The organism is Agromyces protaetiae, assembly GCF_030866785.1.
In the GTDB taxonomy this organism is placed as follows: Bacteria; Actinomycetota; Actinomycetes; order Actinomycetales; family Microbacteriaceae; genus Agromyces; species Agromyces silvae.
Map to the genome: position 1 here is coordinate 2,308,901 of NZ_CP133018.1, position 25,699 is coordinate 2,334,599.

The following is a 25,699-nucleotide window of genomic DNA, read 5'->3' on the forward strand; positions in this document are numbered from 1 at the left end:
ACCGTGCGGGGGTGTGTGGCGCACTCCCCCGCAGCTGCGCGCCGGAGCCGGCTCACTCCGCGGCGAGGGCGACCACGGGCGAGACGCGCATGGCGCGCCGCGCAGGGGCGACGGATGCCACGAGGGTCAATGCCACGGCCGCGAGCGCGAGGATGCCGAAAAGCACCCACGGCACACCCGGGAGCACGAGTCCCGGCTCGGTCAGCGTGGTGCCGAGGAGCGATTGTGCACCGGCCCAGCCGTAGACGAACCCGAGCACGATGCCCGTGAGCGTCGCCGAGACCGTGAGCGCCGTGGCCTCGGCGATGACCATCCAGCGCAGCTGCCCACGATCGAAGCCCAGCGCGCGCAGCAGTCCCAGCTCGCGCGTGCGCTGCAGCACGCTCAGCGACAGCGTGTTGACCAGGCCGAGCGCGGCGATCAGGGCACTGAACCCGATGAGCACGCTGAACACGGCGATCGTCGCGTTGAGCATCTCGTCGATGCCGAGGTAGACGTCGGGTCGCTGATCCTGCGCGGTGAGGATCAGCGCACGGTACGACTCCATCGTCACCGCGAACGTCGTCACGAGCGTGACCCCGATCACGAGACCGATGGTCATGCGCGAGCTCCGCTCGGGGTGGCGCACTGCGTTCTCCGCGGCCAGCCGGGCGGCGGGCGATGCGCCGAGCAGCCGGCCGACGAGCCGGAGCACGGGCGGCATGACGACCTGCGCGGCGAGCACGATCCCGGTGAACGAGAGGATGCCGCCCAGCATGGCCACGAACACGCCGAGCGGCATCAGCAGCCCGAGGGCGACGCCTCCGGCCAGCAGCATCGCGCCGGAGACGACGAGCACCAGCGCCGTCACGTTGCGCCCGCGCCGGCGGACGATCTCCTCGCGGTCGTGCTCGGTCGCGTTGCCGATCGCCTGCGCCGGACGGACGGTCAGCACCCGCCGCGAGCCCACCCATGAGGCGAGCCACGTCGTCAGCACGACCGCGACCGCCGGCAGCACGACCACGGCGTCGAGGTAGTCGTAGGCGGTCGCCGGCATGAGGTCGGTCGCGACCGCGACGGTCTGCAGGCCGGATGCGGCGGCGGTGCCGAGCACGATGCCGAGCGCCGCGCCCGCGAGTCCGACGAGCAGCCCCTCCTTCGCGATGCGGGCCCGTTCTGCCCTCGCGCTCGAGCCGATCAACCGGAGCAGCGCGATGAGTCGCGTGCGCCCGGCGACCACCGTCGCGACGGTGTTCGCCGTCACGATCGTGCTCACGTAGATCGAGATCACGATGAACACGCCGGCGACGATCATGAGCATGATCGCCACGGTGTCGCTGGTCCCCGTGACGTCGTCGGCGGCGATCGCCGCGGCGAGCATCCCGGTCACGTGCAGCAGCATGACGCCGAAGGTGCCGGCGAGCGTGGCGACGAGCAGCGTCGGCCACTGGTCCCTGAGTCGTGTGCGCATCAGGCGGCCGCCTCCATCGAGAGCATGAACGCCGAGATCTCTTCAGGCGTCGACCGGCCGGAGTCGCGGACGATCCGGCCATCGGCGAGGAACAGGATGCGATCGGCGTGGCTCGCGGCCACCGGGTCGTGCGTCACCATCGCGATGGACTGACCGGACGTCGCGCTCGCGGTCGCGAGCAGTCCGAGCACCTCACGGCCGGTCCGCGAATCGAGATTCCCAGTCGGCTCGTCCGCGAAGACGAGGTCTGGCCGGGTGGCCAGCGCACGCGCGATCGCGACCCGCTGCTGCTGCCCGCCCGAGAGCTCGTGCGGGCGGTGACCGAGCCGGGACCCGAGGCCGAGCGTCGCGAACAGCTCGTCGATCCAGGCCTGCTCGTCGCGCGACGGCTTGCGGCCGTCGAGCTCGAACGGGAGCATCACGTTGCCGCGGACGTCGAGCGTGGGCACGAGGTTGAACGACTGGAACACGAAGCCGATGCGCCGACGGCGCAGCACGGTCAGCGCGGAGTCCGACAGGGTGGTGATCTCGGTGTCGCCGAGCCATACCTGGCCGGAGGACGGCGAGTCGAGGCCCGCCATGATGTGCATGAGCGTCGACTTGCCCGACCCCGATGGGCCCATGATCGCCGTGAACTCGCCGCGGCGGAGTCCGAGTGAGACGTCGTCGAGCGCGGTGACGGTGCCCGCCCCGCTGCCGAAGCGTTTGCCGAGCGACGTGACGCGCGCGATGAGTCCGAGGTCTGAGGGTTGGATCTGCATGACCTCGACGCTACGAATGTGACCAGTTCCGAGGCATCCGGCCCTGGTCGCGTTCGCCGTCATCCTCAGGGATGACCCGCGCTACGCGGGGATCTCGTGCTCGTAGGCGAAGACGACGAGCTGGACGCGATCACGCAGACCGAGTTTCGCGAGGATGCGGCTCACGTGCGTCTTCACCGTCGCCTCGCTGAGGAACTCCGACGCGGCGATCTCACCGTTCGAGAGCCCCTTGGCCGCGAGCGCGAAGATCTCGCGTTCACGAGCGGTGAGCTCGGACCACGACGCAGGCGCGGGGCGCCGGCCGCTGCCGCGACCCACATGGGCGAAGAGCTCGCGGGTCGCGGTCGCCGCGAGCACCGCGTTGCCCTGGTGCACGGTGCGGATCGCGGCGAGCAGGAAGCCGGGATCGGCGTCTTTCAGTACGAATCCGCTCGCCCCTGCACGGATCGCGCGAGCCGCGTTCTCGTCGAGGTCGAACGTCGTGAGCACGAGCACGCGCGGCGGCGTGCGCCCCGCCCGATCGGCCTCGGCGAGCAGGCGCTCGGTGGCCTGAATGCCGTCGAGGACGGGCATGCGCACGTCCATGACGACGACGTCGGGTTGCGCGCGTTCGACGAGCGCGACGGCCGCCGCACCATCGCCGGCCTCGCCGGCGAACTCGAGGTCGGGTTGCGACTCGACGAGCATGCGGATGCCGGCGCGGAACAGCGCCTGGTCGTCGACGAGCGCGACGCGGATGCGGCTCATGCGGTCCTTCCGGGTGGGGGTGGTGTGGACTGACCGGCCGGCGAGACGGCGGTCACGGCCTGACCGGGGACCGCGGTCGCGGTCATCGCCGGGATCTCCGCGACGACGCGGAACAGGCCGCCATCGACCTCGGCGTGGAGTGTGCCTCCGGCGAGCTGTGCGCGCTCGCGCATGCCCGGGATCCCATGGCGGTGACCGGATGTCTCGCGCACGGCATCGGCCCGGAGCGCGTTGACGACCTGCACGCGCACGCCGCGCCCGCTCCACGTGAACCCAAGGTCGACCGGTGCGCCCGCATCGCCGTGCCGGAGGGCATTGGTGAGCGCCTCCTGCACGATGCGGTACACCGCGATCTGGTGGCCGGTGCCGAGCGTCGTACGCTCCCCCGTCTCCGTGAACCGCACGTCGAGACCTGCCGCCCTGACCTGGGCGATCAGCTCGTCGAGGTCGTCGAGCACGGGCTGCGGGACCTCACCCTCGGCGTGCCGGAGCTCGGTGAGGAGGAGCCTGACGTCGCCGAGCGCGCCGCGCGCGACGCCCGCGATGGTGCCGAGCGTCTCGACCGCCGTCTCGGGGCGCGCGGCGGCGGCGAAGCGCGCACCGTCGGCCTGGGCGATGACGACGGCGAGCGAGTGCGCGACCACGTCGTGCATGTCGCGGGCGATGCGGTTGCGTTCCTGCTCGACCACATAGCGGTACTCCACGAGCTCGCGCTCGCGGGTCGCGACCTCTTCGCGGCGCCGGATCTCGCGCGAGTCGCGCACGGCGCGCACCAGCAGCCCGGCGGTCCAGGCGAGCACGAGCACCGCGAGCGCCGCCACGAGTGCGAACCCGAACCAGACCGCCCAGCCCAGTGGATGCGGCGATGTCGGGCCGATGGGCGCGGCGCCCGTGAGCGGTTTGACGAGTACGAGGTAGACCGTCGCGACGACCGCGCCCACCCCGGCGGAGCCGAGTCCGAGCCATTTCACGACACGGCCGCCGTGTGCGGCGGTCGAGTACAGGACGCCGAGCACCGCGATGTCGTACATCTGCAGGTCGCGCAGGGCGATCATCTGCACGAGCGCGGCCAGCCAGGCGATGCCGAGCGACCAGCCGGGTGACAGCCGGCGCACCGCGAGCGCGGCCGCGAACAGCGCGAGCGCGACCAGGTCGAAGCCGTCGCCGAGCAACGCGAACGGCGCGCACGCGAGCGCGAACAGTCCCGCGAGCACCACGTCGGTCACGAGGCGGCCTCGGCTGAGTCGAGTGGTCACCGATCCACCGTACGCGGGCACCGAGGGCGTGCAGAGCCGGCGGCGCCGGAATCATCCGCTGGATGTATGCAACCGCACGATCCGCACGATCCGCACGATCCGCGCGACCCGTGCGACCGCGCGAGCGACACCGTCGCGTGCGCCCGGCACGGCGCGCTCAGAATCCGAGCCGCCCGAGCAGCTTCGGGTCGCGCTGCCAGTCCTTCGCGACCTTGACGTGCAGCGCGAGGTAGACCTTGCGGCCGAGCAGCGCCTCGATCTGGGCCCTGGCCGTCGCCCCGACCTCCTTCAGGCGCGCGCCGCCCTTGCCGATGATGATCCCCTTCTGGCTGTCGCGCTCGACGTAGAGGTTGGCGTAGATCTCGACGAGGTCCTTGTCGTCGCGCTCGATCATGTCGTCGACGGTCACGGCGATCGAGTGCGGCAGCTCGTCGGAGACACCCTCGAGCGCGGCCTCGCGCACGTACTCGGCGATGCGTTCGGTGACGTCCTCGTCGGTGAGGGTCTCGGCCGGGTAGAGCGGCTGCTCGGCCTCGGGCATGAGCTTCAGCAGCTCGTCGACGAGCACGTCGAGCTGTTCGCCGCGGGGCGCGGAGACCGGGATGATCGCCGCCCACTCGCGCAGTTCGGAGACCGCGAGCAGCTGTTCGGCGACCTTGGCCTTCGACGTGGCATCCGTCTTGGTGACGATCGCGACCTTCTTCGCATGCGGATACTGGTCGAGCTGCTCGTTGATGAACCGGTCGCCCGGCCCCACCGCCTCGTTCGCGGGCACGCAGAACGCGATCACGTCGACATCGCCGAGCGTCGTCTGCACCAGCGAGTTCAACCGCTCGCCGAGCAGGGTGCGCGGCCGGTGCAGACCCGGCGTGTCGACGAGGATCAGCTGCCCGTGCTCGCGATGCACGATGCCGCGGATCGCCCGTCTGGTCGTCTGCGGCTTCGAGCTCGTGATGGCGACCTTCTCGCCCACGAGCGCGTTGGTGAGCGTGGACTTGCCGACGTTCGGCCGGCCCACGAACGAGACGAACCCCGCCCGGTAGTCACGGTGATCGGTCATGGTCGGTGCCCCACTTCGTCGGTGTTCCGGTCGTCGTCGCCGGGTGGTTCGCCCGGTCCGCCCTCGAAAGCGGTCCGGGCGTCGATCAGGGCCTGGTCGGGCCAGGCGAGCACGGTCGAGAGGCGCTTGCGGCGGCCCTCGGTGCGTTCGGCCTCGAGCAGGACGCCGCTCACCGCGACGCGCTCGCCGGGTTGCGGCAGGCGGCCGAGCTCCTTGGCGAACAGCCCGCCGACGGTGTCGACGTCCTCGTCGTCGAGCTCGAGGCCGAACAGCTCGCCGAACTCGTCGATCGGCAGGCGAACGCTCACCCGGTAGCGGCCGCCGTCGAGCGGCTCGACCTGTGCGGCCTCGCGGTCGTACTCGTCGGAGATGTCGCCCACGAGCTCTTCGATGAGATCCTCGAGGGTCACCAGCCCCGCGATGCCGCCGTACTCGTCCACGACCATCGCCAGGTGGTTGGACTCGAGCTGCATCCGGCGGAGCAGGGCATCGGCCTTCACCGAGTCGGGCACGAAGACCGCCGGCCGCGCGAGCTCGCCGACCGTGAGGCCTTCGGCGCCGAGCGGACGCTCGAACGCGAGGCGCGCGAGATCGCGCAGATAGAGGATGCCGCTCACATCGTCGGCGGCGCGGTCGATCACCGGGATGCGGGAGAACCCCGCGCTGAGGAACAGGGCCATCGCCTGCGGGAGGTGCGCGTCGGCGTCGATCGTCACCATGTCCGTGCGGGGCACCATGACCTCGCGTGCCACCGTGTCGTTGAACTCGAAGATCGAATGGATGAGCTCGCGATCCTCGGCCTCGAGCACGTCGAGCTCGGTCGCCTCATCGACGATGCTGAGCAGCTGCTCTTCGCTGGAGACCCCCTCGAAGCGCGCCCGGCCGGGCGTCACCCGGTTGCCGAGCGCGACGAGCGCGCTCGCGACCGGGCCGAGCACGACCCGCAGGAACCGCACGATCGGCGCCGACCAGCGCAGCACGGCTCGCGCGTGCGCGCGCCCCACGCTTCGCGGGCTGGCCCCGACGAGCACGAACGAGACGGCCGTCATGATGAGCGCCGACCACAACAGCACGTACCAGTCGTTGACGATGAACGCCGCGAACGCGAGCGTCACCAGCACTGCGGCCGTGGTCTCCGCGAGGATGCGCACGAAGTTCACCGCGTTCACGTGCGCGCCCGGGTCGGCGGCGATCGCGAGCAGCGACCGGCGGGCGCGCGACACGAGCGCGAGATCGGTGAGGTCGGCCCTCGAGAGCACGCCGAGCGCGGAGTCCACGGCGGCCATCAGGCCGCCGAAGCTCACCAGCACGAACGCGGCGATGAGGAACGGCCAGGGTTGCATCGTCAGCGGCGACGTTCCTGCATCGCGAACCCGACCAGGATGTCGCGCTGGATGCCGAACATCTCTTTCTCTTCCTGCGGCTCGGCGTGATCGAAGCCGAGCAGGTGCAGCATGCCGTGCGCGGTGAGCATCTGCAGCTCGTCGAGCAGCGAGTGACCGGCCTCCTTCGCCTGCGACTCGGCGACCTGCGGGCAGAGGACGACGTCGCCGAGCAGGCCGGCCGGCGTCTGCCGGTCTTCGGTCCCGGGGCGCAGCTCGTCCATCGGGAAGCTCAGCACATCGGTCGGACCGGGCTCGTCCATCCACTGCACGTGCAGTTGCTCCATGGCGCCCTCGTCGACGAGCAGGATCGCGAGCTCGGCGTCGCGGTGTACGTGCATCGCGTCGAGCGCATAGACCGCGAGCCGCTGCAACGCGGCTTCGTCGACGTCGACGCCCGACTCGTTGGTGATCTCGATGCTCATCGGCTGATGGTCTCCTGAACGGTGCGGCGCGGGCTGGGATGCCGGTGACGGGGCACGGGACTACTTCTTCGGGCGCGGCGGCTGGTGGTCGCGCGGGGTGCGGCCCCGGCGCTCGGCGCGGTTGGCGAACTCGCGGGCCTGGTCGCGCTCGAAGCGCTGCGCCTGAGCCCGCTGGTCGTACTCGGTGTACGCGTCGACGATACGCCCGACCAGCGTGTGGCGGACGACGTCGTCGCTCGTGAGCGTCGAGAACTCGATGTCGTCGATGCGATCGAGGATGCGGGTCACGAGCCTGAGCCCCGATGCGCCGCCCGGGAGGTCGACCTGGGTGATGTCGCCCGTCACCACCATCTTCGACCCGAACCCGAGCCTGGTGAGGAACATCTTCATCTGCTCCGGCGTGGTGTTCTGCGCCTCGTCGAGCACCACGAAGGAGTCGTTCAGTGTGCGGCCGCGCATGTAGGCGAGCGGTGCCACCTCGACCGTGCCGGATGCGAGGAGCTTCGGCACGAGCTCGGGGTCCATCATCTCGTTCAGCGCGTCGTAGAGCGGCCGGAGGTAGGGATCGATCTTGTCCGTGAGCGTGCCCGGCAGGAATCCGAGCCGCTCACCCGCCTCGACCGCGGGTCGCGTGAGGATGATGCGGCTGACCTCTTTGCGTTGCAGCGCCTGCACGGCCTTCGCCATCGCGAGGTAGGTCTTGCCGGTGCCGGCGGGGCCGATGCCGAACACGATGGTGTGCTCGTCGATGGCGTCGACGTACCGCCGCTGCCCTTCGGTCTTCGGCCGGATCGACTTGCCCCGGCTCGACACGATGACCTGGCCGAGCATCTCGGAGGGTCGTGCGCCTGGATCCTGCTCCAGCATGCGGGCTGAGCTCCTGACTTCGGTCGGGGTGGGGTCCTGCCCCTGACGGACGAGCTCGAGGAGCTCTTCGATGAGGCGACGCACTCGGAGCCGGTCGGGTTCGTCGCCACGGATGGCGATCTCATTGCTCCGCACATGCACCGTGACCCCGGGGTACTCGCGCTGGATGCTCGTGAGGAGCCGATCCTGCGGGCCGAGCAGCCGCACCATGGCGATGCCGTCGATGCGCAGCCGCTCCTCGTCGCTCGCGGCGGGCGCCTCGGCCCCGGGCGGGTCGGTCGGTGCGCCGTCGACCGGTGCGGCGTCGGTCGGGTCAGGCTCCGGCAAGCGAGCCCTCCTCGAGGCCGCCGGCGAGCACGTGGGCGTGCACGTGGAAGACCGTCTGTCCGGCGTTCGCCCCGGTGTTGAAGACGAGCCGGAAGTCGCCGTCGCCGAGTTCGGCGGCCACGCCGCGGGCGACCTCGACGAGTTCGGCGAGCAGTGCGGGGTCGGCGGCCGCGAGCTCGACGACATCGCGGTGCTCAGCCGTCTTCGGGGTCACGACGACGTGCACCGGCGCCTTCGGTGCGATGTCGTGGAATGCGATGACCCGGTCGGTCTCGGTCACGATCCGCGCCGGGATCTCGCGCGCCACGATGCGTTCGAACACGGTCGGTTCGCGGGTCTCGGTCATGGCTCCATCGTAGCGACGGATGCGTCACCACCGCCCGAGTGCGGCGGAGATCACCGCGATCGCCGCGGGCCCGGCGGTCGAGGTGCGCAGCACGGATGCCCCGAGGCGCACCGCCTCGGCGCCGGCGGCGGCCAGCCCGTCGAGCTCGGACGGGGCGATCCCGCCCTCGGGCCCGACGATGAGCGCGAGGTCGCGGCCGTCGAACGAGAGGTCGGTCAGGGCGACCTCGGCGGTCGGCTCGAGCACGAGCAGGCGTGCGCCGTCGAGCCGTCTGGGGAGATGCGCCGTCGCGGTGACCTCGTCGACCTCGGGCAACCAGGCCCTGATCGACTGCTTCGCGGCCTCACGGGCGATCGTCGCCCACCGCAGCCGACCCTTGTCGGCCTTCGGCCCCTCCCAGCGCGACACCGAGCGCGCGGCCGCCCACGGCACGATGCGGTCGACGCCGAGCTCGGTCGCCGCCTGGACGGCGAGCTCGTCACGGTCGCCCTTCGCGAGGGCCTGGACGAGCGCGATCGACGGTGCGGCGCGCTCGGTGAGGAGCACCTCGCCCACCGCCAGGCTGAGGGCTCTCGGCGCGGTGGCGACGACCTCGCCGCGCACGATCGTGCCGCGACCGTCGCCGATGGAGAGCCGCTCACCGACGCGGACCCGCGCCACGGCGACCGCGTGCCTCGCCTCGTCCCCGGCCAGCTCGACCGTGTCGCCGGGCACCAGGGCCCGAAGTTCCAGCGCCTCATCGAGGTACAGGCTGCTCATGGGCTCATGCTCTCACGGTGGGCCAGCCGCCCAGCCCGAGGCATCCGTCGCCTCAGCTCAGGAACCGGTCGCGCAGGCGCGCGAACAGGCCCTGCTGGAAGTGACTGAGCTCGGGGGCCTTCGTCTTGTGCGATGCGGCGAGCTGCTCGACGAGCTTGCGCTCCTTGCCCGAGAGCTTCGTCGGCGTGAGCACCTGCACGCCCACGCGCAGATCACCGCGGCCGCCGCCGCGAAGCCGGCCGATCCCGCGGTCCTTGACCGTGAGCACCTCGCCGGCCTGCGTGCCCGGCTTGATCTCGAGCGAGACATCGCCGTCGAGCGCCGGCAGCGTCGCCGTCGTGCCGAGGATGGCGTCGGTCATGGCGACCTCGAGCGTGCACAGCAGGTCGTCGCCGTTGCGGCTGAAGACGTCGTGGGTCTTGACCTTGATCTCGAGGTAGAGATCGCCATTGGGTCCGCCGGCCGGACCGGCCTCCCCGGAGCCCGGCATCTGGAGCCTGAGCCCGGTGTCAACGCCCGCGGGGATGTCGACGGGCACGGTCCGGCGCGCACGCACCCGGCCCTGGCCCTGGCAGGTCACGCACGGGGTCGCGATCACGGTGCCGTACCCCCGGCAGGTGCCGCACGGGCTCGACGTCATGACGTTGCCGAGCAGCGAGCGCACCGAGCGCTGGATCGAGCCGGTTCCGCCGCAGATGTCGCACGTGACGGGCGAGGTGCCCGGCTGGCAGCACGACCCGTTGCAGGTCTCGCAGAGCACCGCCGTGTCGAGCTCGAGCTCGCGATGCGTGCCGAAGATGACCTCGTCGAGGCCGACCTCGACGCGGATGAGCGCATCCTGACCGCGTTCCCGGCGCGACCGGGGGCCGCGGGTCTGCTGCCCGGCGCCGAAGAACGTCTCGAAGATGTCGCCGAACCCGCCGAACCCCTGCCCGCCGAACGCGCCCTGGCCGCCGCCGTGATCGTACTGTTCGCGCTGGCGCGGGTCGCTGAGGACGTCGTACGCGTGGGTGACCTGTTTGAACCGCTCGGAGGCGTCGGCCCCGGGGTTCACATCCGGGTGCAGCTCACGTGCCAGCCGGCGATACGCCTTCTTGATCTCGTCTGTGGAGGCATCGCGTGCGACGCCGAGCACCTCGTAGTGGTCTGCCACGGCAGGGGTGGTTCCTTTCGATCAGGTCCGGTCGCGGGCTCAGCCGCGCGACGTCAATGCTCGCCGAGCGTGCGCGAGAGATAGCGTGCGACCGCGCGCACCGAGGCCATGCTCGACGAGTAGTCCATGCGCGTCGGGCCGACGACGCCGAGCCGCGACACGTCGCGGCCGGGCACCGAGAAGGCCGTGGAGACGACCGACGTCTCGGCGAGTCCGAAGGGCGCGTTCTCGCGACCGATGCGGACGGCGATGCGGTGCGGGTCGGCGGCCATCTCGCTGAACAGCCGGAGCAGCACGACCTGCTCCTCGATGGCCTCGATCACGCCGAGGATCGATCCCGAGAAGTCCTGCTCGGTACGGACGAGGTTTGCGGCGCCCGCCACGACGAGACGATCGGTGCGCTGCGTCCCGGCCTGCTCGGCGAGCGTCGCCGCGATGGTCGCCAGCACGCCGGCGTGCCGGGGGTCGGCGCCGTCGAGCTCGCCCGAGAGGGCGGTCGCCGCCTCGGCGAGCGGGAGGCCGGCGACCACCTGGTTCAGCCGGCGACGCAGCGACTCCAGCGTCTCGTCGTCGAGGTCTTCGGGCAGTTCGACGAGTCGCTGCTCGACCTGGCCCGAGTCGGAGATCACGATGCAGAGCACGCGCGACGGCGGGAGTTGCACGAGCTCGACGTGCCGCACCCGGGAACTCGTGAACGTCGGCACCTGCACGACGGCGAGCTGATTGGTCAGCTGGGCGACCAGCCGCACGGTGCGCGCGAGCAGCTCATCGAGGTCGTTCGCCTCGCCGAGGAAGGTCTCGATCGCGTGGCGCTGTGCTGGTGTGAGGGGGCGGACGTCGCTCAGTTGATCGACGAAGACCCGGTAGCCCTTGTCGGTGGGGATGCGACCCGACGAGGTGTGCGGTGCGGCGATCAGCTCTTCCTCTTCGAGCAGCGCCATGTCGTTCCGGATGGTCGCCGCCGACACGCCGAACGCGTGGCGCTCGACGATCGTCTTCGACCCGACCGGCTCGCGGGACGCGACGTAGTCCTGCACGATCGCGCGCAGCACCGCCAGTCCGCGTTCCGAGACCATCGACCCCTCGCCTCTCGAGTCCTTAGCACTCATTCCCTACGAGTGCTAATGATACGCGACTTCCCCGTGCGGTGATCCGAACCGGCACGCCGGGTCGACTCTTCCGTGTGACCCGCCCGGTCTGAGAACATGGCGACGACCCGTGTACCGGGCCCGAAGAAGGAGACTCCATGTCCGACCTGCCACCGCCCCCGCCCCCGCCGCCGGGACCCCCGGCTGGTCCCCCGCCTGCGGCACCGCCGCCCGGCGCCTACCAGCCGAGCCCGCAGATGAGCCCCGCCGACGAGAAGCTGTGGGCCACACTGGTCCACATCGGCGGCATCTTCTTCGGGTTCATCCCGTCGCTGATCGGCTACCTCGTGCTGAAGGACCGCGGACCGTTCGTTCGCGCCCACACCGCGACCGCGCTGAACTTCCAGATCACCATGACGATCGCCGCGGTCGTGAGCGCGGTGCTCTGGATCGTGATCATCGGCATCTTCCTCACGATCGCCATCGGCATCGTCGTGATCGTGTTCAGCATCATCGCGGCCGTGAAGGCCAACCAGGGCCAGCCCTACACCTACCCGCTCTCGATCAAGTTCGTGAGCTGAGCGGCTCGGCCGCCACCGGTTCGAGCAGCCGTCGCACGACGGCATCGGCCAGCAGGCGCCCTCGCCGGGTGAGCACCACTCGCCCGGCGAGGGCGCTTCGTGCATCCACGAGCTCGTCGGCGACGAGTTCCGCCACGGCACTGCGCACATCAGCGCGGGCCGCACCCCCGTCGAGCGTGTCGATCGCCAGGCCCTCACGGATCCGCGAGGCGAGGAGCACGTGTTCGGTGCGTCGCGCGTCGGCGTCGAGCGTCTCGCGGCCCGCCGCGGGCGAGACGCCGCGGAGGACGCGCTCGGCGTACGCGGCGGGATGCTTCACGTTCCACCAGCGCACGCCGCCGACGTGGCTGTGCGCGCCCGGCCCGACGCCCCACCAGTCGTCGCCTCGCCAGTATCCGAGGTTGTGCCGTGATCGGCGTGCGTCGCCACGCGCCCAGTTGCTGACCTCGTACCAGGTGTAGCCGGCCGCGGCGAACAGGTCGTCGGCGAGCTCGTACATGTCGGCGGCGAGATCGTCGGAGGGCTCGGCGAGCTCTCCCCGGCGGATGCGGCGGGCGAGTTTCGTGCCGTCCTCGACGATGAGCGCGTAGGCGCTCACATGGTCGGGCGCTTGGGCGAGGACCTCGTCGACGCTCCGGCGCCAGTCGTCGAGCGACTCCCCCGGCGTCGCGTAGATCAGGTCGAGACTGACGTCGAGGCCCGCATCGCGCGCCCAGCGCACGACGAGCGGGATTCGCGCCGGGTCGTGCGTGCGATCGAGCGTGGCAAGCACATGCGGCACGGCCGACTGCATCCCGAAGGACACTCGGGTGAAGCCGGCGTCGGCGAGGCGCTGCAGGTCGCCGGGCCCGACCGAGTCGGGGTTCGCCTCGGTCGTGACCTCGGCGCCACGCTCGAGGCCGAACGCGTCGCGTACCGCGTCGAGCATCGCGATGAGATCCGTCGCCGGCAGCAGGGTCGGTGTGCCGCCGCCGAAGAACACGGTCGCCGCGGCGCGCGACGGCAGGCCGGATGCCTCGAGCGCACCCCGGGCCATCCGGATCTCCGCACTCGCATGGCTCGCGTAGTCCGCGCTGTTCGTGCCGCGGAGTTCCCCGGCGGTGTAGGTGTTGAAGTCGCAGTACCCGCAGCGCACCCGGCAGAACGGCACGTGCAGGTAGACGCCGAAGGCGCGATCGTCGGCACCGTCCAGCACCGAGATCGGGAGGCGGCCGTCGGCGGGTGCCGGGTCGCCGAGCGGAAGCGGGCCGGCCACGTCAGCTCGGGAACGCGGGATGCAGCGCGCGGAGCTGCTGCTTGGTGAGCTCGCGACGACGACGACGCTGCAGGGGCGCAGTGAGGCGGCGCAGGCCGCCGGCGGGTTCGAGGATCGACCGCACGGTGAGCCACACGGAGTCGTCGTCGCGGCGCTCGAGGATGAACGACTCCTCGCCGGCCTCGGGCGCGTCACCGGCCGTGCCGTACGCGAACCCGATGCGATCGGGCTCGTCGATGACGTACACGACCAGCACGGGCACGCTATGCCGCCCGCTGCGGAGCGTGGCCGTCATGCCGGCCGTGATGAACGGCGTTCCGTCGGCCGCGAACCGCTGCTCGGTGCGCTGCGCGGGCTGCGCTTGGAGCGGCGAGCCCTCGGGGTCGAAGGCGAGCCCCGAGTACTGCGCTCCGGTACCGGGCGAGATCTCGGTCACCGTGAAGCCGGACCCCTGCTGCACACCCCACGTCATGAGCTGTTCGGCCGCGCGCTCGAACCGTTCGGCTCCCGAGCCGAGCTTCACGCGGTCCTCGGCGGGCCGGAACCCCTCAGGCGGATACCGAAGGAAGTCGGGGTCGAGTGTCGCGCCGATGGCCCCGTAGGTCACGGACTGATCGGTGAAGGTACTGCGACGAGACATCCGCTCAGTTTACGTCGTGGTCTGCTGCTGGCCCAGTCTGAGGACGCGGGGCGGTCGTGCGTCGCAGCTCGGCGAGGCCGCAGTACCGGTGCGCGCGGGTGCGGGCACGCTTCGAGATCCCGGTGCGCGTCCGGGGGCGGGCGCCGGCGAAGGCGGGCGTTCGCGTTTAGGGCTGAAGCGGGCTTTGCCGCCCAGTCGAGGTGTTTGGTCGGGGTCCAGGTGTGGCGGCGGAATGAACCAGACCTGTCCGCGGCGACCCTTGCCGGTGATGCGGACCTGCCAGCCCTGGTCGTGGATCTGGTGATGGCAGCTCGCGCAGAGCATGACACCGTTGGCCAGGTCGGTCGGGCCGCCTCGGCTCCACCACTCGACGTGGTGCGCTTCGGCGTAGGTGATGTTGGCTCCGCAGGACGCGCAGCCGCCGTCGCGTTCCATCAGCGCCAGTCGCTGGGACCTGCTGAACAGGCGGGTGCCACGCCCCAGGTCGAGCGGGACGCTGTCGCTGCCGAGCACGGCCGGAATGAGTTCCGCGTCGGCGGCGAGCTTTCGGACGGTGCCCGCCGCGACGGGCCGGTCGATGCCGTCGATCTCCGCGACACCCACGCCCTCGCGCAGTGCCTCAAGACTCATTCGCACGACGATCGTGGTCGCCGGGACCGATCCGGGCGCGGCCTGGCAGCCCAGTGCGTGCCGGGCCAGCTCGGCCAGCGCATCAGCCTGCACCTGCGGGATCGATCGTCGATCCTCGATCACCGCACCCACCCCACCCGCATCGGCACCGGCACCAGCGCCTTGGTCGCGGCCGCGGCCGCGGCCGCGACCATCGTCTCCGGCACCGCCGGCGGTGGCCGTGCCACCGGACCCGCGCCGGCGGAGCGCGTCGCTCACGAGTGCATCCAGGGCCGCTTTCACCGGTGCGGCCGTGACCGGGTCGAGCCGGGCGCGCAGGTGGAACACGCCGTCGGCATCTTCGCGGAACGTCAGTGACCGCTCCTCACGCATCCGTTCATCGGACCGAGCCAGTCCCTCGGCATCGAGCGTCGCCTCTGCCTCCTTGACGGCACGCCCCACCAGCGACAGCGGCGCGCCCACCGCGACCCCCACAAGCCGTTGCTCGTATGAACCGATCAGCCCCGCGTCCGCGCGCAGCTCGACGCGGCGCAGCATGCCCGTGATCAGATTCGCCGCCTCGATGCTCAGCGCGCCCGCGTCGAGCCCCGCGCGTACGTACGCGTACTTCGCCGGCGTCGCCTCGCCCGTGAACGACTCGCCTGCCCGGGTCGCTTCACCGACCGCGAGCAACCTGGCCGCCTCACCCTGCCCGCCGCCGGTCGCCGATGCGACCAGACGTGCCGGACTCGAGTGCCCGTACCGCTTCGCCAACCCGTCTGCCCCGAACTCCGGTGCCGAACGCCGCGCGACCTCGGTACCGGCCCGAGCCAGGAACGACTCCACCGCACGTTTGAGGCGCGCCGCACGCTCGACCACCCGCACCAATCCGTCGCCGCTCAATGCCTCGAACGCCCGCTCCCCGACTGCATCGGAATCAGGCGCCGCACCGAGCGCCGGCTGCGCCGCCGTCCACGCGGCGGCGAGCTCACCCACCTCGGCATGCAGCCGGTCGATCGGAGAGGTCGTCATGCGAAGCAGTCTGCACCCACCCACTGACATCCGGTGAACGGGAAAATACGACTTGATCGGGACAATTCTTTCTTGGATGGCACGCTCTCTGCGGAGGAGCCGTCTTCTCCGAGGCGTCATGCCGTGTCAACGCCCGATGCCCGGCGAATCGGGTCGGGCCAAACCGGCTCATGCAGACAAGCGCGCCTGAATCTTCGACAACAGTTCCTCCGGGAATGGCGCTTCGACCCAACGGCGGCGATACTCTTCGGCACCGTGTTCGGCCAGCACCTTCGCAGAACCCACCGCAATGGCCGTCGCGAGATCCGCGAGCGGGAGCGCCTCCGCGAACTTCAGCACGCCAGATCCGTCGGGTTCGCGCACCCAATCGTCGAACCACAGAATGCTGAGGTTGACGCCTTCTCCCGAGCGTTCGAGGAGCCACCAATACTGGCCGGGCTCTTCCCACCACACGCAGCGCGATGAACCAGCTCCGGCGAGAAGGTCGTCGACAGCTTGCAGCAGGTCTCCGAGCGCATCTTGGATGTATGAGGCCGAGAGCGGAAGGGTCGCATCCTCATGGCGAACAGATGCCTTGGCCCAACCCGTGCCGGTGAGCCAGTATTCGAACTCCACCGGCTCATCCTAAGGAACACTGTCGGCGTGACCCTCGCAGCTCACGGTTGCTACTTCTTCGCGTCCTTCTTGACCTCGGTCTCGCCGCTCAAGGCGGCGATGAAGGCCTCCTGGGGCACCTCGACGCGGCCGACCATCTTCATGCGCTTCTTGCCCTCCTTCTGCTTCTCGAGGAGCTTGCGCTTGCGTGAGATGTCGCCGCCGTAGCACTTCGCGAGCACGTCCTTGCGCATCGCGCGGATCGACTCCCGGGCGATGATGCGGGCACCGATGGCGGCCTGGATCGGCACCTCGAACTGCTGCCGCGGGATGAGCTCGCGGAGGCGGCCGGTCATGAGCACACCGTACGCATACGCCTTGTCGCGGTGCACGATGGCGCTGAACGCGTCGACCTGTTCGCCCTGCAGCAGGATGTCGACCTTCACGAGGTCGGCAGCCTGGTCGCCGACCGGCTCGTAGTCGAGCGACGCGTAGCCGGCCGTCTTCGACTTCAGCTGGTCGAAGAAGTCGAACACGATCTCCCCGAGCGGGATGGTGTAGCGGATCTCGACCCGGTCCTCACCGAGGTAGTCCATGCCCATGAGGCTGCCCCGGCGCGACTGGCAGAGCTCCATGATGGTGCCCACGTAGTCCTTCGGCGCGAGGATCGCGGCCTTCACCATCGGCTCGCGAACCTCGGCGATCTTCGCGCCGGTCGGGAACTCGCTCGGGTTCGTGACCGTGACCGTCTTCTTGTCCTCGGTCGTCACCTCATAGACCACCGAAGGCGCGGTCGCGATGATGTCGAGCCCGAACTCGCGGCGCAGCCGCTCGGTCACGATCTCGAGATGCAGCAGCCCGAGGAATCCGGCGCGGAAGCCGAAGCCGAGCGCGACCGACGTCTCGGGCTCGTAGATGAGCGCCGCGTCGGAGAGCTTGAGCTTGTCGAGCGCCTCGCGCAGGATCGGATAGTCGCTGCCGTCGATCGGGTAGAGGCCCGAGTACACCATCGGCAGCGGCTCGGTGTACCCCGCGAGCGGCTCGGTCGCGGACTTCAGCGCCGTCGTCACCGTGTCGCCGACCTTCGACTGGCGCACGTCTTTCACGCCCGTGATGAGGTACCCGACCTCGCCGACGCCGAGGCCCTTCGTGGGCGTCGGCTCGGGCGCGCTCACGCCGATCTCGAGGATCTCGTGGGTCGCCCTCGTCGACATCATCTGAATCCGCTCGCGCGGGTTCAGGTGGCCGTCGACCATCCGGACGTAGGTGACCACGCCCCGGTAGCTGTCGTAGACGGAGTCGAAGATCATCGCCCGCGCCGGAGCATCCGCATCGCCGACCGGGGCCGGGATGCGCTCGACCACGCGATCCAGCAGCTCCTCGACGCCGAGGCCCGTCTTGCCCGACACCTTGAGCACGTCGTCTGGCGAGCCGCCGATGAGATCGGCGAGCTCCTTCGCGTACTTGTCGGGGTCCGCGGCCGGCAGATCGATCTTGTTCAGGACCGGAATGATCTCGAGGTCGTTCTCGAGCGCGAGATAGAGGTTCGCGAGCGTCTGCGCCTCGATGCCCTGCGCGGCGTCGACCAGCAGGATCGCGCCCTCGCAGGCCGCGAGCGAACGCGAGACCTCGTAGCTGAAGTCCACGTGGCCCGGTGTGTCGATCATGTTGAGCGCGAACGAGCCGTCGCCGACCTGCCAGGGCATGCGCACCGCCTGGCTCTTGATCGTGATGCCGCGCTCACGCTCGATATCCATGCGATCGAGGTACTGGGCGCGCATGTCGCGATCGGCGACCACGCCCGTGATCTGCAGCATGCGGTCGGCGAGCGTCGACTTGCCGTGGTCGATGTGCGCGATGATGCAGAAGTTGCGGATCAGCGCGGGATCGGTGGCGGCAGGCACCGGCGGGTTGGCGGCTCTCGGAGACATCCTGACGATTCTCCCATGACTGGGCGCGCGCGCCGGACTGCGGGCCGGACACGCGACGGCGCGACGCGTCCGCGGGGCGCGACGGCGCGACGCGAACGGATGCCTCCGCGCTCCGCGCGTCTCCGCCGTTCGATGGATTCCCCGCGTCGCGGGCCACGGCTACGCTGGCACCACCATGACCGTGCTCGAGGCCCAGCCCGGCGCCGCACCCGTCGCCCCGTCCGCGCTGCGGCCGGTGTTCACCGCCCTCCGCGGCGGGCTCCATCTGCTCGTCGTCGGCCTCGCGCTCTTCGTCGTCGTCCGCGCCCTCTTGGCCGACGAGCCGACCGAGGTCCCCGTCGCCGTGCTGACGGTGCTCTTCCTCGTCTGGTACGGCGCCGGCGTGGCCGCCGCACACCGGCACTTCCCGCTCTGGCCGCGCGTGCTGTGGCTCGTCGGCCTGCTCGCGCTGTGGATCGCGCTCAGCGCGCTCACCCCCGACGCGGCGTTCCTCGCGTTCCCGCTGTTCTTCCTCGAGCTGCACATCCTGCCGCCCGCGATCGCGGTGCCGCTCGTCGTCGTGACGTTCGGGCTGTCGGTGTGGGGCACGACCATGCACCTCGGGTTCGAGGTCGGCAGCGTGCTCGGCCCGCTCATCGCGGCGGGCGTCGCGATCGTGATCGGGCTCGGCTATCACCAGATGGCCCGCGAGACCCGCGACCGCCAAGCACTCATCCTCGACCTGCTCGCGACCCGTGAGGAGCTCGCCGCGGCGAGCCGTGAGGCGGGGTCGCTCGCCGAGCGCGAGCGCCTCGCCCGCGAGATCCACGACACCGTGGCGCAGGGCCTGTCGAGCATTCAGATGCTGCTGCACGCCGCGGAACGCGAGGTCGACGACCCGAGCACGCTCGGCCGGCTCGAACTGGCCCGGGAGACCGCGGCCGAGAACCTCGCGGAGACCCGGCGATTCATCCGCGAACTGACGCCGCCCGCCCTCGACGACCGCACCCTCCCGGCCGCGCTGCGCCGGCTCGCCGCGGCCACCACCGAGCAGGCCGCGCAGGCGGGCCGCTCCACCGAGGTGCACTTCACCGTGAGCGGCGAGGCCGCCGCGCTGCCGATGGCGCTCGAGGCGACCCTGCTTCGGGTCGCACAGGCGTCGCTCGCCAACGTGGTGCAGCACGCCGACGCCTCGCACGCCGAGCTCACGCTCACCTATCTCGGCGACGAGGTGGCGCTCGACGTGGTCGACGACGGACGCGGGTACACACCAGGACCCGGCACCGGATTCGGGTTGACCGCGATCCAACAGCGCGTCGAGCGGCTCGGCGGCCGTGCCGTCGTGGAGTCCGCGCCGGGCGACGGCACGGCTGTCTCGGTCAGACTCCCGATCGGAGGCGTCGCATGATCCGCGTCCTGCTCGCCGACGACCATCCCGTCGTCCGCGCCGGCATCCGAGCCCTGCTCGATGCCGAGCCCGACCTGCTCGTCGCCGAGGAGGCCGGCACGGCGGCCGAGGCGGTCGAGCTCGCCGTCGCGCGCGACGTCGACCTCGTGCTCATGGACCTGCAGTTCCCGGGCGATCTGCAGGGGGCAGAGGCGACGCGGCGCATCCGTGCGAGCGTCGGCGCGCCGCAGGTGCTGGTGCTCACGAACTACGACACGGACGCCGACATCCTCGGTGCGATCGAGGCCGGCGCGAGCGGCTACCTCTTGAAGGACGCACCGCCCGCCGAACTCGTCGCCGCGGTGCGCGCCGCCGCGGCCGGCGAGACGGCGCTCGCCCCCGCCGTCTCGTCGAGACTGCGCGCGGCGCGCGCGGCCGACCACCAGCTCACGGTGCGCGAGACCGAGGTGCTCACGCTCGTCGCCGCGGGCCGCTCGAACCGGGACATCGGCCGCGCCCTGTTCCTCAGCGAGGCGACCGTGAAGTCGCATCTCGTGCACATCTTCGCCAAACTCCGCGTGGGCTCGCGCACGGCGGCGGTCGCACGCGCCAGAGAGCTCGGACAGATCCGGGGAGCGTGAGCGAGCATGCCCAGAGCCCGCGTCGTGCTGCTGCACGGCATCCGCACGTCGGCCACCATGTGGCGCAACCAGGTGCTGCCCTTGGCCGAGCACGACCTCGAGGTGCACGCCGTCGACCTGCCCGCGCACGGTACGCGGATCGGCGAGCCGTTCTCGCTCGAGGCGACGTTCGATGCGATCGACGAGGCGTTGAACCCCGGCGGCGGCGATGCGGGCGCGCCGGACGATGTGCCGCGGCTGCTCGTCGGGCTCAGCCTCGGCGGCTACCTCGCGATCGAGTACGCGGCGCGCCGGCCGGACCGGCTCGACGGGCTGGTGGCGGCCTCGTGCAGCACGCGTCCGCGAGGGGTCGCGCTCAAGGGGTATCAGCGGCTCGCCGCGGCGATCAGCCGACTGCCCGACCGCGGCCGGGGGCTCAATGACACGATGGCTCGCTGGTTCCTGCCGCCGAACGCGGTCGAGGACGTCATCGCCGGAGGCGTCGCGCTCGACGTCATGGCGCCGGCGGTCGGCGCCGTCGGCGAGCTCGACATCGAGGACGCGTTGCGTCGGGTCGAGTGCCCGGTGTGGTTGGTCAACGGCCGGTTCGATCACTTCCGGATCGAAGAGCGACGGATGCTCCGGGCGGCACACGATGCTCGTCTGATCGTGATCCCGGGCGCCACCCACCTGGTGAGCCTCGTCCAGCCCGAGGCGTTCACCGCCGCGATCCTCGGCGCGGTCGCCGAGCTCGACCGCCGTCGTGCCATCGCACGACGCGGAGCGCGCCGCACCTGAGCGCTCCGGCGGCGCGCGCACGCGCATTGGAACCGCTCGCGCGAAGCTGGTATCGTTCTTTGTTGGCTTGCGCGCGGGTCCCACCCCGCGCGATCGTCGGCCACGAGTCCCTCTACCTCGTGACGGCATTCACTCACCCGCACCGAAACGAAAGACACACCACGTGGCAAACATCAAGTCGCAGATCAAGCGCATCCGCACGAACCTGAAGGCGCAGGAGCGCAACAAGGCCGTCAAGAGCGAGCTCAAGACCGTCATCCGCGCGACGCGCGACGCCATCACCGAGGGCGACAAGGAGAAGGCCACCGCCGCGCTCCGTGTCGCGAACCGCAAGCTCGACAAGGCCGCCTCGAAGGGCGTGATCCACAAGAACCAGGCCGCCAACCGCAAGTCGGCCATCGCGAAGCAGGTCGCCGCGCTCTGACGCACGGCGCCCACGCCCGAACGGCCCCGCACCCCTCGGTGCGGGGCCGTTCTGCGTCCGGCGCACGCACGTCGCGCGCGCCTCGGCCCCATCGTCTGCTGTGGCGTTGGAGGTCGAATTCGGTCATGGAGGTCGAGTTCTTCCGCACTCCAACACGGAATCCGACCTCCAACGTGCAGTCTGTGGGCGGCGAGGCTCCAGACGCGCTCGGCGGGGCGCCGTCGGCGGGGCACGGTCGGTGGGGCACGGGAGAGCCGTCAGCGGCCGCGTTGGAGGTCGAACTGCGCGTCCGAGGACGGTTCATTCCGCACTCCAATGCGTCATTCGTCCTCCAACGTGAGTGCGCCCGGGGCGCAGGCAGGCGCCGGCTGTGGCGGGCTGTGGCGCCGGCAGGCGCGGGCAGGGACGGCGGCGGGCAGGAGCGAGGAGGGGCACTACCGGGCGGGCGGACGTGGGCCGACGCGACGGTGGTGACGCGACGGTGGTGACGCGACGGTGGTGACGCGACGGTGTGGTAACGCGATGGGGCGGGCGGACCGGCGGAGGCCCGTGAGGTCAGCGGCCCCGGTCGGCGATCAGGACGACCAGGCGTTCGAGGGCGAAGACCGGGTCGCGTTCGGCGCCCTTGACTGCCGCATCGGTCGCCGCGAGCGCCTCGATGACGCGCGCCAGCCCCGCATCCTCCCAGCCGACGAGGTCGCGCCGGGCGCGGTCGACCTGCCACGGCGCGAGCCCGAGGCTCGACGCGAGCTGCGCCGACGACCCCCTCGCGCCGTACACCTTCGCCATGGTGCGGATCTTCACCGCGAACGCGCCGACCATGGGGACCGGATCGGAGCCGGACTCGAGCGCTTGCCGCAGGGCGATGAGCGCCTCGCCCTGCCGGCCGGCGATGGCGGCGTCGGCGACCGCGAACGCGGTGGTCTCGACGCGGCCGCCGTAGTACTTGGCGACGGTGCGTTCGTCGATGTCGCCCGGTGCGTCGGCGAGAAGCTGACGGCACGCCGCCGAGAGCTCGCCGAGGTCGTCGCTGAACGCCGCGACGAGCGCCCGGAGCGCGGCGGGCGCGATGCGTCGGCCGGCCGCCCGGAACTCGGCTGCGGCGAAGTCCTGCTTCTCGGCGTCCTTCTTCAGCTCGGCGCAGACGATCTCGATGGCATCACCACCACCCGCACGGATCGCGTCGAGCAGCTTCTTGCCTCGCATGCCGCCGCGGTGGCGAAGGACCAACGTGGTCGACTCAGCGGTCGCCGGAAGATACTCCAGCGCGTCCAGCAGAAAGTCGTCGCTCGACTTCTCAACCCCCGACACCCGGATGAGTCGAGGCTCGCCGAAGAGCGACGGGCTCGCGAGCGTGAGCAATTCGCCGCGTCGATAGCCGTCGGCTTCCAGGTCGCTCACCTCGAGTGACGGGTCTTCGGATCGCAGGAAGTCGCGGAGCATGCCGATCGCGCGCTCCGCGAGCACGTTCTCGGGACCGGAGACGAGCACCACCGGCGCGGGCCGCACCTGATTCCACGCGAGTTGCGGGATCGCCGCCTTGCTCTTGGCCGATCCGCTGCCGCCGCGTGCTGCCACTGATGTCTCCGTTCGCCGACGCTCAAGTCTATGGTCGGCCGCCGACGCTCCCAGATCATGAGGTGATGCCGGGCCACCCACGCGCCGACGTCGCTCCGCTCAGCGCCGGCAGCGATCGTCTCAGCGCCGGCGCCGGCCGCGTCGGCGCGGGCACCGGCCGTGTCGGTGCGGACGCGCTCCGTCCACACCCGGAACGCGCCGTCCTCGAGCGAGAGCAGCGCCGTGCCGGAACGGTCGGTCCGCACGACGGCGGTCCCCGCATCCGCGAGCAGCTCGAGCAGCGACCCCGTCGGATGCCCGTACCCGTTGTCGGCGCCGACGCCGATGAGGCCCACCGTCGCGCCGAGTCGCGCGTAGAGGTCGGCGCTCTGATCGGCCGAGCCGTGGTGGGCGACTTTCACCAGATCGACGTCGGCGGGGTGGGCGTCGCGGAGCAGCCGCGCCTGCGCCGCTTCCCCGAGATCCCCGAGGAACAGACCGTCGAAGCCGGCTGTGCGCAGAGCGAGGACGACACTCGCATCGTTGCCGGGCTCCTCATCCGGCGGCGGCCAGAGCACCTCCCACGCTGCGGCCCCGAGACGCCCGCGCATCCCGGCCGTGACCTCGTGCGCGTCGGCTCCGCCGTCGACGAGCGGGCGGAGGGCACGCGTCGAACGGTCGCCGTCGAGCGGCCCGTGGATCACCGTGCTCACGCGCCCCGCGACGGCGGCGACCCCGGCGACATGGTCGGCGTCCCAGTGCGTGAGCACGAGCAGGTCGATGCGCTCGACCCCGGTGAGCGTGAGGCACCGTTCGAGCGCGGCCTCGTCGGGGCCGGTGTCGATGAGGGCGACGGCACCACCGTCTCGGATCAGCACGGCATCGCCCTGACCGATGTCGCAGGCGGCGACGACCCAGTCGCCTGGCAGGCCGGCGCGCCGGAGCGCGGGCCCGCCGATCGCCACCCCGACCGGCACGGCGACCGCGAGCAGCGCCACGCCGGCTACCGCGCGGATCATCCAACGTGGACGGCGGCGCGCGAGCAGCAGCCACACTCCTGCCCCGGTGCCCACGGCGAGCAGCAGCGCGCCTCCCGCATCGGCGACCCACGGCACCCGCGCGACCGGCAACGCCGCCACGCCGTGCGCGACGAGCGCGATCCACGTGGCCGGCGCCGCGGCGACCTGCATCGCCGCGAATCCGACCGACGGGAGCAGCGGGAGCAGCAGACAGCCGGCCAGCCCGGCCATCGTCGCGGCCGGGGCCGCCGGACCGGCGAGCAGGTTCGCCACGACGCCGTACGACGCGATCGCGGGGTCGAGCAGGATGAGCACGGGCTGACATGCCGATTGCGCGGCGATGGGCACCGCGAGCGCCATCGCGAGCGCCCGGGGCATGACCCGTGACAGGCGCGCGCCGAGGGGTCCGGCGAGGAGCAACAGGCCGGCCGTCGCGCACACCGAGAGCGCGAAGCCGTAGTCTCGCGCGATCCACGGGTCGGCGGTCAAGAGCAGGATCACCGCGAGTGACAGCGCCGCGACGCCGCCGCCCGGGCGACCGAACGCGGTCGCGACCAGAACGATCACGGCCATCGTCGCCGCGCGCACCACGCTGGCCTCTGGGGTGACCAGCGCGACGAATCCCGCGAGCGCGACGAGCGCCACGAGCACCCGGACGATCCTGGGTGCGCCGCACGCGGCGGCGAGGGCGAACGCCAGCGCGGTCACGATCGCGCAGTTGGCGCCCGAGACCGCCGTGAGGTGGGCGAGCGAAGACACCTTCATGTCGGCGTCGAGCTGCTCGCCGACCGCGCTCGTGTCGCCGATCGCGAGGCCGGGCACGAGCGCACCGCCGTCGCCGCCCAGCCGGCCGGCCTCAGCCGCGAAGCTCGAACGGAGATCGGCCGTCCAGGCGAGGAATCCGGCCGGCGGCGCCGTCGCGACGTCGCCTGTGGGCCGGAGCCGGAATGCCGACGCCTCAGCCGCGGGTCCGAGATCGACGCGGGCGGAGAACGCCGCGCGCGCGCCGAACACCAGGCCGGGCTTCCCTGGGCCGATCACACTCACGGCGACCCGTGGCACCGGCGCGCCGTCGACGTCGACGATGACCGCCCGGTACCGCACGCGCGACACCTCGTGTGCCCACGCGGGCACCGCGCTCGTCGTCACCGCACGCGGCGCACTCGTGACCTCGACGACGACGTCGACCTCGCGCGCCGACTCGGCCGCCGCACGCAGCGGCGAGGCGTCGCGCACCTCCGCGGTCACCGTCACCGACTGCGTCACGAGCGCGGCCGCAGCCGTCGCGAGGAGTGCCGCCGCGATCACCGACCTGTACGCCCTTCCGAGACGTCGGCGAAGCAGGACCAGCGCGACCGCGAGGCCACAGGCCGCCGTCCATGCGACGACCGTCGGAAGCCAGCCCGGCACCCCCGCATCGGGTGCTGCGACGGTGACCCAGGCCGAGACCCACGCGAGGCAGGCGGGCGTCAGCAGACGCAGATCTCTCGTGCGAACGGGTTCGGCGCCGCGGTTCACCGCGCGCGGCCCGTCGCCGAACCCCATCGCCGACACGCGCCGGCTGGAGACCGAGCCCCGATCAGTGCCCGCGCCCCGGCCGGGCGCACCGGCCCAGCGCTGACCGCGTGCGCCCTGCACCGGTCACCGCCCGC

The 25,699-nt window shown here is 71.4% G+C and carries 24 protein-coding genes; 5 read left to right on the plus strand and 19 right to left on the minus strand.

Annotated features, from left to right (window positions below; translation table 11 throughout):
• Positions 1–52: 52 nt before the first annotated feature.
• The 12 genes from QU602_RS10665 to hrcA all read right to left on the minus strand — a co-directional run bounded on the left by QU602_RS10665 (position 53) and on the right by hrcA (position 11,609).
• Positions 53–1,450: an ABC transporter permease gene (locus QU602_RS10665; protein WP_308796424.1), complete on the minus strand. Its 1,398-nt coding sequence runs from the start codon at positions 1,448–1,450 to the stop codon at positions 53–55.
• A complete protein-coding gene (locus QU602_RS10670; RefSeq protein ID WP_308796425.1) occupies positions 1,450–2,211 on the minus strand; it encodes an ABC transporter ATP-binding protein in 762 nt (253 codons plus the stop codon). The genes QU602_RS10665 and QU602_RS10670 overlap by 1 nt, the downstream gene beginning before the upstream one ends.
• Before the next feature lie 81 nt (positions 2,212–2,292).
• Positions 2,293–2,958 (minus strand): response regulator transcription factor, encoded by a 666-nt coding sequence (locus QU602_RS10675; RefSeq protein WP_308796426.1) that lies wholly within the window; start codon positions 2,956–2,958, stop codon positions 2,293–2,295.
• Entirely contained in the window at positions 2,955–4,214 is a 1,260-nt protein-coding gene (locus tag QU602_RS10680) for a sensor histidine kinase (protein WP_308796427.1), read from the minus strand. Before QU602_RS10680 ends, QU602_RS10675 begins: the two co-directional genes overlap by 4 nt.
• A 157-nt stretch (positions 4,215–4,371) precedes the next feature.
• The gene (era, locus tag QU602_RS10685; RefSeq protein WP_308796428.1) at positions 4,372–5,274 is read right to left on the minus strand and encodes a GTPase Era; all 903 of its coding nucleotides are present in this window, start codon (positions 5,272–5,274) and stop codon (positions 4,372–4,374) included.
• Positions 5,271–6,617: a hemolysin family protein gene (locus QU602_RS10690; RefSeq protein ID WP_308796429.1), complete on the minus strand. Its 1,347-nt coding sequence runs from the start codon at positions 6,615–6,617 to the stop codon at positions 5,271–5,273. Before QU602_RS10690 ends, era begins: the two co-directional genes overlap by 4 nt.
• 2 nt (positions 6,618–6,619) lie before the next feature.
• Positions 6,620–7,081 carry an rRNA maturation RNase YbeY gene (ybeY, locus tag QU602_RS10695; RefSeq protein ID WP_308796430.1) on the minus strand — a complete coding sequence of 154 codons (462 nt, stop codon included), beginning with the start codon at positions 7,079–7,081 and terminating at the stop codon, positions 6,620–6,622.
• Positions 7,082–7,141: 60 nt separating this feature from the next.
• Positions 7,142–8,158 (minus strand): PhoH family protein, encoded by a 1,017-nt coding sequence (locus tag QU602_RS10700; protein ID WP_308800151.1) that lies wholly within the window; start codon positions 8,156–8,158, stop codon positions 7,142–7,144.
• A gap of 103 nt (positions 8,159–8,261) precedes the next feature.
• Positions 8,262–8,621 carry an HIT domain-containing protein gene (locus QU602_RS10705; protein ID WP_308796431.1) on the minus strand — a complete coding sequence of 120 codons (360 nt, stop codon included), beginning with the start codon at positions 8,619–8,621 and terminating at the stop codon, positions 8,262–8,264.
• A 24-nt stretch (positions 8,622–8,645) separates the two neighbouring features.
• Complete coding sequence (locus QU602_RS10710) at positions 8,646–9,380, minus strand: 16S rRNA (uracil(1498)-N(3))-methyltransferase (RefSeq protein ID WP_308796432.1); 735 nt, start codon at positions 9,378–9,380, stop codon at positions 8,646–8,648.
• Between the two features lie 52 nt (positions 9,381–9,432).
• The gene (dnaJ, locus tag QU602_RS10715; RefSeq protein ID WP_308796433.1) at positions 9,433–10,533 is read right to left on the minus strand and encodes a molecular chaperone DnaJ; all 1,101 of its coding nucleotides are present in this window, start codon (positions 10,531–10,533) and stop codon (positions 9,433–9,435) included.
• Positions 10,534–10,586: 53 nt separating this feature from the next.
• Entirely contained in the window at positions 10,587–11,609 is a 1,023-nt protein-coding gene (gene hrcA, locus QU602_RS10720) for a heat-inducible transcriptional repressor HrcA (RefSeq protein WP_308796434.1), read from the minus strand.
• Between the two features lie 170 nt (positions 11,610–11,779).
• Here hrcA and QU602_RS10725 point away from each other — a divergent pair, with 170 nt between their 5' ends.
• A complete protein-coding gene (locus QU602_RS10725; RefSeq protein WP_308796435.1) occupies positions 11,780–12,202 on the plus strand; it encodes a DUF4870 domain-containing protein in 423 nt (140 codons plus the stop codon).
• Here QU602_RS10725 and hemW read toward each other — a convergent pair.
• The 5 genes from hemW to lepA form a co-directional block, all read right to left on the minus strand.
• Entirely contained in the window at positions 12,186–13,457 is a 1,272-nt protein-coding gene (gene hemW, locus QU602_RS10730; protein ID WP_308796436.1) for a radical SAM family heme chaperone HemW, read from the minus strand. The genes QU602_RS10725 and hemW overlap by 17 nt on opposite strands.
• Position 13,458: 1 nt before the next feature.
• Positions 13,459–14,097, minus strand: coding sequence for a DUF1990 family protein (locus tag QU602_RS10735; protein ID WP_308796437.1), 639 nt, complete (start codon positions 14,095–14,097; stop codon positions 13,459–13,461).
• A gap of 9 nt (positions 14,098–14,106) precedes the next feature.
• A complete protein-coding gene (locus tag QU602_RS10740; protein WP_308796438.1) occupies positions 14,107–15,738 on the minus strand; it encodes an HNH endonuclease in 1,632 nt (543 codons plus the stop codon).
• A 168-nt stretch (positions 15,739–15,906) separates the two neighbouring features.
• A complete protein-coding gene (locus QU602_RS10745; RefSeq protein ID WP_308796439.1) occupies positions 15,907–16,353 on the minus strand; it encodes a hypothetical protein in 447 nt (148 codons plus the stop codon).
• A gap of 50 nt (positions 16,354–16,403) precedes the next feature.
• On the minus strand, positions 16,404–18,263 hold the full coding sequence (gene lepA / locus QU602_RS10750) for a translation elongation factor 4 (protein ID WP_308796440.1): 1,860 nt from the start codon (positions 18,261–18,263) through the stop codon (positions 16,404–16,406).
• 175 nt (positions 18,264–18,438) lie between these two features.
• On the opposite strand from lepA, the gene QU602_RS10755 reads away from it, so the two are divergent.
• From QU602_RS10755 to rpsT, 4 genes are all read left to right on the plus strand, one after another.
• Positions 18,439–19,650: a sensor histidine kinase gene (locus tag QU602_RS10755; RefSeq protein WP_308796441.1), complete on the plus strand. Its 1,212-nt coding sequence runs from the start codon at positions 18,439–18,441 to the stop codon at positions 19,648–19,650.
• Positions 19,647–20,270 carry a response regulator transcription factor gene (locus QU602_RS10760; RefSeq protein ID WP_308796442.1) on the plus strand — a complete coding sequence of 208 codons (624 nt, stop codon included), beginning with the start codon at positions 19,647–19,649 and terminating at the stop codon, positions 20,268–20,270. Before QU602_RS10755 ends, QU602_RS10760 begins: the two co-directional genes overlap by 4 nt.
• 6 nt (positions 20,271–20,276) lie before the next feature.
• On the plus strand, positions 20,277–21,047 hold the full coding sequence (locus QU602_RS10765) for an alpha/beta fold hydrolase (RefSeq protein WP_308796443.1): 771 nt from the start codon (positions 20,277–20,279) through the stop codon (positions 21,045–21,047).
• Between the two features lie 163 nt (positions 21,048–21,210).
• Positions 21,211–21,471 (plus strand): 30S ribosomal protein S20, encoded by a 261-nt coding sequence (gene rpsT / locus QU602_RS10770; protein ID WP_308796444.1) that lies wholly within the window; start codon positions 21,211–21,213, stop codon positions 21,469–21,471.
• Positions 21,472–22,026: 555 nt separating this feature from the next.
• Here rpsT and holA read toward each other — a convergent pair.
• The gene (gene holA, locus QU602_RS10775) at positions 22,027–22,980 is read right to left on the minus strand and encodes a DNA polymerase III subunit delta (protein ID WP_308796445.1); all 954 of its coding nucleotides are present in this window, start codon (positions 22,978–22,980) and stop codon (positions 22,027–22,029) included.
• On the minus strand, positions 22,869–25,685 hold the full coding sequence (locus QU602_RS10780) for a ComEC/Rec2 family competence protein (protein ID WP_308796447.1): 2,817 nt from the start codon (positions 25,683–25,685) through the stop codon (positions 22,869–22,871). The genes holA and QU602_RS10780 overlap by 112 nt, the downstream gene beginning before the upstream one ends.
• Between the last annotated feature and the right edge of the window lie 14 nt (positions 25,686–25,699).